Below are 4728 nucleotides of genomic sequence, written 5' to 3' on the forward strand. Positions count from 1 at the left end.
AATATTTTTTATCTGACTTTAGATATGCAGAACAAGCTGAAAATCAAGTCAAACCTCATGGTTTTAAATTTATTGAAGATAATAATAGAAACCATAATTTAATTATAGAACTTGCTAAAAAAGATGGTGTTACAAAACTTGGTATTGACAATCTTTCTTTATCATATTCTGAATACGAACAATTAAAAGAAGAATTTAATTTTGCAGAACTTGTAAAAGCATCTCAAAATTTACTTAAAGCTAGACAAATTAAAACAGCTGAGGAAATATCTAAAATTGAAAAAGCAATAAAAATATCAGAAGATGCCCTACTTGCTACTTTACCTGAAATTAAAGTTGGTATGACTGAAATTGAAGTTGCAGCAATACTTGAATTTAATCAAAGAAAAAGAGGAGCAAACGGTACATCGTTTGATACTATAGTTGCTAGTGGTAAAAGATCTGCTATGCCTCATGGTGTTGCAAGTAATAAAAAAATTGAAAACAATGAGTTTATAACAATAGATTATGGGTGTTATCTTGATGGATATGCAAGTGATATCACAAGAACTGTATTTATAGGTAATAATATAGAACCTAGAATGAAAGAAATTTATGAAACTGTTAGAAAATCAAATGAATTAGGATGCAAATCTCTAAAAGCTGGTATAAAAGGAAAAGATGTAGATAAAATAGTTAGAGACTTTATGGGAGATGATGAACAATACTTTGGTCACTCTTTAGGACATTGTTTAGGTCTTGAATTACACGAAACTCCTTTACTATCAATGAGAGAAGAGTCATATCTTGAAGAAGGTATGGTTATAACTGTAGAACCAGGTATATATATACCAGGATATGCAGGTGTTAGAATAGAAGATGATTTAGTAATAACAAAAGATGGTTCTCGTTCTCTAACAACTTTACCTAAAGAATTAATAAAGCTAGAAGTATAATACTTCTAGCTTTTATTTAACACCATGATATTTTTCTATTATTTCCCAAGCATTGTTGATTTTATTTATAACCTCTGTTGCTTTTTTCTTATCAATCTCATCTGTATAAAAATCTGGATGCCATTTTTTCAACAATTCATTTCTTCTCTTTTTCTTAATTTCAAAACTATCTTCTTTATTAACTCCTAGTATAGAACATGCTTTTTCTACTTCACTATCAAAATTAGATTGTGAAAACGAATCATTATATCCTCTATTTTGATTATACTGATTATATTGATTTCTAAATCTTTCAAAATCTTCATTTGTATAATAACTCGTTCTATTAACATTAATAACTCTACCTCTAAATAGGAAAAATAAGATAATTAAAAATATTAAAAAAGGAGATAAAGCAACAATTATAGATAGAACAAAAACTATAAATATTACTCTTAATATAAAACTTAAAACACTTACTCTATTATTACTACCTTTGCCTATAATAGAAGCTATAATAATAGCTACTATCCAATAAATTATTTGCATTACTCCTCCTATTTTCTAAAAATTCTAGATTTAATCCAATCAAACCAACTTTCACCAACAACTTCTTCTTCAAAGAAAATATCAAGTTTAGGTTTATATTCTTCATCATAAGTATAACTATTAAGCTGATTTACTAGAGCATAAGGCATTTCATCAACCTTTAATCCTGTAGATTCTTCATTAAGTCTAACATAGTTTTTATTTGTATACATATTAGATAAGATATAGTCTACATTCTGAGTTGAAGTTTTCATTGTAGCACTAAATAAAGGAAATGCCATAGCAAGTAGGCCTTTATCATTTTCATTTGTTCCAAAAAATCTATTTAATCCTAATGTTAACATACCACCAAAGTTACCAAATCTTGATATAATATTTTGATTACTTATTTGATTTTTACTAAAATGTTTTTTGTTATATCCCGTACCTATAGATAATATTTTAATATCATCTATATTTCTAACTCCAAATTTAAAAGCTTCAGAAAAACCTATCAATGCCGGATTATTAGAAAATATTCCACCATCTATATACATTTTGTCATCAACTTCATAAGGGTCGAAAAATCCTGGAGCTGAAGATGATGCAATTACAGCTTCATCTAACTTAAGATCATTATCATTTTCATAACTTTTAAATATACTAATACTTGCATCACTTAAATTAACACTAGGAATTACAAGTTTAGTTTTTAAATTATTTATACTATATTCTTTCAAATAATCTTTAATCGTACTTTCAAGATTTGAAATTCTATATGCTGCTGAAAGAAAACCGCCTTGTCCTTTACCTCTTTCTTCTTCAGGAAAAATTTTATTTGAAGTTTCTAAATATTGCTCCATAATTTCATCAGGAGTTTTTCCCAACGCTAACATTGTAGCTATTATAGAGCCTGTACTCGTACCTATTATTATATCAAAATATTTATGAAATTCTATTCCATAATCATTTCTAATTTTCTTTAATATTTCTAAAGTATATACTCCTCTTAGTCCTCCTCCATCAAGACTCAATATTCTCATAAATTCCCACCATTCTATAAATTAATTATTCTTATATTCTTAATCATTTAACTTTAAATTTATAACTTTAACTCTTAATGCTATAATTATATGATAGAATGATTTTAAAGTCAATATATTATAAAATAATAACCCTAAACCTGTGTCATTTTTAATTGACATTAAAAAGAAAAGAAGAAAGTAAAAAACTTCCTTCTAAAATATATTATATTTCAAATTAAATAACCACTTTAACTCTTTATCATAGTTTAATGATGTATCTAAGCTTATATTTTCAAAACTACTCTTTAATCCCATCTTTATTATTGGTAAAAGTAATAACAGATATTTTTTCATTTAAGTTATTTCTACCTTATTGCAAAGGTGAATGTTTCTTTGTTGTAAAATTGTTCAAATTCTTTATATAATTGTTTTAATTCTTCTATTTTTTTAGGATCATCTGAGGTATTTATTGTCTTATTCCACTCATTACCATTATCATTTTCTACTACATAAAGACTTAAAGCAGGATAATCTCCCATAAATAAAATATATTTATACCAATCAATATCTTCATATTTTATTGGTTTATTAAAAAACATTCGTTCTCTTTCGTTACGTAAGTACTCGTAATCAGGATTAGATTCTTCTGAAAATTTCATAATATAATCTTCAATGGTATATACATCTTTTGGATTAAGATAAAATTTGTTATTTGACTTATTAAAATCCAAACTTTCAAATATGTCCATATCTATTCTTATTTTCAAATCTAATTTCTCATCATAATTTTCTTGTAGAAAAATTTTAAATATTCTTTCTTTATTATCTTGAATATATTTATCTAATTTCTCAAAGTCATTCCCCTTTGATTTATCATATATAAGTTTATCTATTATATACTTTTTTTCTGCTCTATATAATAAACCAAAACTTATATCTTCAAAACTTCCATAATATACATCATATATCTTAAAATAATCTAATTTTAGTTTATATTTTTTAACAAAAGCTATATCATAATTATCAAATCCATTAAGTTCATTAAAACGCCTTTTAACTCTTATATCTTTTTCATCTATTATTATATTCTTTTCATTTTTATACATTAATAATATTTCTTTTTTTATGGCTAGTCCATAAAACTCTCTTAAAATTAATAGAAATAGTATTAAAATTACAAATTTTTCTCTTTTTTTCATTGATTATCCTTTTTATTTAAATTTAACATATTTAGATGTATAATTTTTCCTATCGGAATATATTCTTTCTTCTTTATCACCATTTATATAGTATACTGTTGAAGAATTTGATAAGTTTCCTTTTTTTCTAACCCTTACTTCTATTTCTCCTGTTTCATAAAATTTTACCCAATCTCCATTTTCTACAGGATTAGCTAATGTATAGTCTTTTGTTATTTCAAACTCATAATATCTTTTAATATCATCTTCATAATAACTTAAGTTTATTGTATTTTCTTTAATGTTTTCTATTTTTCTCATACCAAATCTTTTTCCATTAACATACAAACTCTTATCTACTATATTTCCATTTTCTTTTATTGTAGTACTAGCTCCTGATTTAAGTCCTTTATACATTCCATATTCTTCTTTTGAACCATATCCCAAAATATCTATTTTAGTTTGATCTATTTTTACTTCATGTCCTTCTCCATCATAATAACCAAAACTTTCTTTTTCAATTTCATAGAAAGGTATTTTTATTTTTTTATTTCCTATAAATATGTTAATTATTAATTCAGATGAATCGTAATATATTGATACACTAATTTCATTATTTTTATAAATTTCAAATAAAAAATAATCAAAATATTTATTAAAATCTAAAGTGAATTTTTTTTCGCCATTAACATATAATCCTTTTTTAAAATTTTCACCAAATTCTTCATACTCATTATATACACCATCTATTTTACCATCTTTATATATAGCTCTAACTTCATTGTCCCACATCGGATCATCATAATCATACATTTTAAATCTACTAACCCCATGTTTAACTCCTTTTAAAATATAACTTTTTTCTACAGCAACCATCCAAATATATTTTGTATTATCCTCTTCATCTGTATCATAAACATAATATAATTTCTTGAAATAATTACTATTAAAAATAGCATCTATTAACTTATATTCAAGATTTTCTAAAACTAATGCCTCTTTTAATAGTTCATTACTATCACTTATTCCATTATACTTTATAATATTGTTTATTATTGGTAAAAGTAATAACAGATATTCTTT

General features: G+C 24.4%; 5 protein-coding genes and 1 pseudogene. 1 reads left to right on the forward strand and 5 read right to left on the reverse strand.

The genetic code is table 11. The features are described 5' to 3' along the window. Nucleotides 1–935: M24 family metallopeptidase (locus tag ACWYO2_RS04895; RefSeq protein WP_455515370.1), on the forward strand; the 935-nt coding region annotated here is incomplete at its 5' end. Between the two features lie 12 nt (nt 936–947). On the opposite strand, the gene ACWYO2_RS04900 is transcribed toward ACWYO2_RS04895, so the two are convergent. From ACWYO2_RS04900 to ACWYO2_RS04920, 5 genes and pseudogenes are all read right to left on the reverse strand, one after another. Continuing rightward, on the reverse strand, nt 948–1463 hold the full coding sequence (locus tag ACWYO2_RS04900) for a hypothetical protein (protein WP_455515371.1): 516 nt from the start codon (nt 1461–1463) through the stop codon (nt 948–950). An 8-nt stretch (nt 1464–1471) separates the two neighbouring features. Next, nucleotides 1472–2485, reverse strand: a complete 1014-nt coding sequence (locus ACWYO2_RS04905; RefSeq protein WP_455515372.1) for a CBASS cGAMP-activated phospholipase — start codon at nt 2483–2485, stop codon at nt 1472–1474. 195 nt (nt 2486–2680) lie between these two features. Next, nucleotides 2681–2821 (reverse strand): hypothetical protein, encoded by a 141-nt coding sequence (locus ACWYO2_RS04910; protein WP_455515373.1) that lies wholly within the window; start codon nt 2819–2821, stop codon nt 2681–2683. An 11-nt stretch (nt 2822–2832) separates the two neighbouring features. Beyond that, the gene (locus tag ACWYO2_RS04915; RefSeq protein ID WP_455515374.1) at nt 2833–3666 is read right to left on the reverse strand and encodes a hypothetical protein; all 834 of its coding nucleotides are present in this window, start codon (nt 3664–3666) and stop codon (nt 2833–2835) included. A gap of 12 nt (nt 3667–3678) precedes the next feature. Continuing rightward, nucleotides 3679–4728: pseudogene (locus ACWYO2_RS04920) on the reverse strand (hypothetical protein); the annotation flags it as partial.

It is taken from the genome of Pseudostreptobacillus sp. (genome assembly GCF_977040545.1).